This is a genomic window from Hungatella sp. SL.1.14, from assembly GCF_024460495.1.
Taxonomy (GTDB): Bacteria; Bacillota; Clostridia; order Lachnospirales; family Lachnospiraceae; genus Hungatella; species Hungatella hathewayi.
Genome location: NZ_JANFYJ010000067.1, coordinates 1 through 2248, shown reverse-complemented (window position 1 = coordinate 2248; position 2248 = coordinate 1). Strand labels below are relative to the sequence as shown.

The following is a 2248-nucleotide window of genomic DNA, read 5'->3' as shown; positions in this document are numbered from 1 at the left end:
TTAGTTTCATATTAATTCCTTTCTGCATCTTGCAATAGAAAAGCCCCGGGATTCCTCCCAGAGCTTCAGTCGCATCATTATTCTGTTGTTTGCTATTCCACCCACTGCACCTCAAGATTGCCCTGTGTAAGGTTGTTCGTTACCATCAGCGCCCCGTATGTCGCCATATCAGCCTTTGATGGGTTAAGCATATAGACCAGGCCTCCGATAACCGCATAACCGGTTACCATGTTCCCGGAATCGTCCACGTAGAACCACTTATTCTTATATTTTACCCAGCGCGTCTTCTGCAACTCGCCATTAATCGTAAAATGCCAGTTCCCTGCGCCGTCCTCAAAACTCTTCACCTCGTCCACCTGGCCGCGGATCCGCAGGCAGAAGTCCGTCCATAACTCTGGGCTGTCCATCATCTTACGAGGGCACCACTTCCGTTTCGCATCGTAGTGCCGGATTACCCGATCAGCAGGGATCCCCGTCTCCTGGATCAGATGTCTCACCAGATCCACGCAGTTAAGCCGCGCCTTGTCGTAGCTACTGTCTGGATTAACGCAGATCTCGATGTTGATCGTGTTTTTGTTATTGACTCCAGCCACCAGCGGCGTTCCGTACTGCTTGCCTACAGCCCATGCTCCGTCCGTGTGGTTGAGAGTCTGGTAGATCGCCACATCGTCAACGTAGTAGTGGACGGACGTGGCGATGTTGCCGTTGACGTGTGCTCTGGCGTGAGATTCGGCTCCGGCCCCTTTGTTGAAATTATCAGTCTCATGGATTACGATGTACTTTGGGTGATTCTGGCTTGCATAGCAATTGATCTGTTTGATTTGTTTTGTAATAGGTAACATAGTTAGCCTCCAATCTAAAAAAGGGCCCAGCCCCCCCCCAGGCCCATAAAAGTTGTGATATTACAACCGTTGCGATATCGCAAGCAGCTTATTTTGTCAGCTGCTTGTACGCCTGGTTGATACCGGTAGCCGCAAGCCCCGATACAGTTCCAACCGCCGCCGCGTTGATGATGTCCGCCGCCGGGAAGTCGGGCATCGTGTACATGCCTGCAACGCCCAGGATTGCCCCAATAACGCCGCAAATTACCGGCAGCCACTTATTGTCCACCGCCGTCGCTTTAACCGCCATAGCGGCCAAATAACACAGCGCTGTGATACCTGCTACACTTGCAATTCCTAAATCCATAATTAATCCTCTCTTTCCGCTCACTCATGAGCCTGTTGATTGATATGCTTTTCTATCTTGTTAATGGCTTCTGTCACTGGACCATTGCAGCCCTGTTCCTTCATTCCCTTCAAACAGGCCAGAACCCCATAAACAAGAAGGCACTGTTCGTCTTTGATATTTTTAATTTCCCGATCCTGCTGTCCTTGTCTAAGATACCATCTGTAAACAGCGAAGAGTGCTGAAAATATAACAACCAGCGCGGTGATCACGCTGGCTGCCGTAATGATTGTGTTTGTAGTTATGTACATACAGTTCTCCTGTCAGTTATTCATGCTCGCAGTCCTTGTGCCCCGGGCCGCCCGGCACATGCCCTGGCTTAAACTGTCTGTGATCCGGGCTGTAATCTTTTTTATAAGGTGTCTCATCAATCACAGGCTGCCGGCCGGGATCCTCTTTTCCGGTTGCGGGGCCATAAGGTACGGTTGTCTTGTAGTTCATGTCTGGCTTGTTCTTATTCATAGTGATTCCTCTCTTTCTTGTAGAAATAAAATAAGCCGCTGTTATGCGGCAGGTTGCTATATCAGAAATTCTATACGTGTAATGAAATATGATGTGTAGTTGACATCTTCGGCATTCGTGAAATGGATTGCTAAAAATCCTTCATCATTCACTGCGGATACGTCAAGGTCCCCTGTATATATCGTCCCTGAGTTGGTCATGCCTATGGTTGTGCTTTTTAACAATCCGCCTCTCTGATTAACCAGAACGTTATGCCGTGATGTGTCTGAACGATATACCATCAAAGCGGCATGCCCCTTGCCTCTTGACGATCCATTAAATTTGATAGATACTCTTACGGTCTTGAACGGAGAAAACGTTATCGACTCTTTCGGACAAAATTTGTTAAACTGTAAGTTGGCTCTGGAATACATCATTCTTAATCCATCACCAGTTATTTCTACAGGATTTCTAAGCACGTTATTGTTATACCAATTACATATTTCAGCGCCCTTCGCCAGGACTCCGGAAAAGGACGCACCATCAAAAGGGACATGGTTCACCGACATATCTTTTAATG

Annotated in this window: 5 protein-coding genes; all 5 read right to left on the bottom strand. The window is 47.8% G+C overall.

The window, feature by feature from the left end:
- Window positions 1-92 precede the first annotated feature (92 nt).
- Window positions 93-842 carry a peptidoglycan recognition protein family protein gene (locus tag NE473_RS29825; protein WP_256265529.1) on the bottom strand — a complete coding sequence of 250 codons (750 nt, stop codon included), beginning with the start codon at window positions 840-842 and terminating at the stop codon, window positions 93-95.
- Between the two features lie 88 nt (window positions 843-930).
- On the bottom strand, window positions 931-1188 hold the full coding sequence (locus tag NE473_RS29820; protein ID WP_039891784.1) for a phage holin family protein: 258 nt from the start codon (window positions 1186-1188) through the stop codon (window positions 931-933).
- Between the two features lie 20 nt (window positions 1189-1208).
- Window positions 1209-1478, bottom strand: coding sequence for a hypothetical protein (locus NE473_RS29815; protein WP_055652394.1), 270 nt, complete (start codon window positions 1476-1478; stop codon window positions 1209-1211).
- Between the two features lie 16 nt (window positions 1479-1494).
- Window positions 1495-1689 (bottom strand): hypothetical protein, encoded by a 195-nt coding sequence (locus NE473_RS29810; protein ID WP_006773975.1) that lies wholly within the window; start codon window positions 1687-1689, stop codon window positions 1495-1497.
- Window positions 1690-1745: 56 nt separating this feature from the next.
- Window positions 1746-2248 (bottom strand): hypothetical protein (locus NE473_RS29805; RefSeq protein WP_256265528.1); only part of this gene is annotated, 503 nt, incomplete at its 5' end.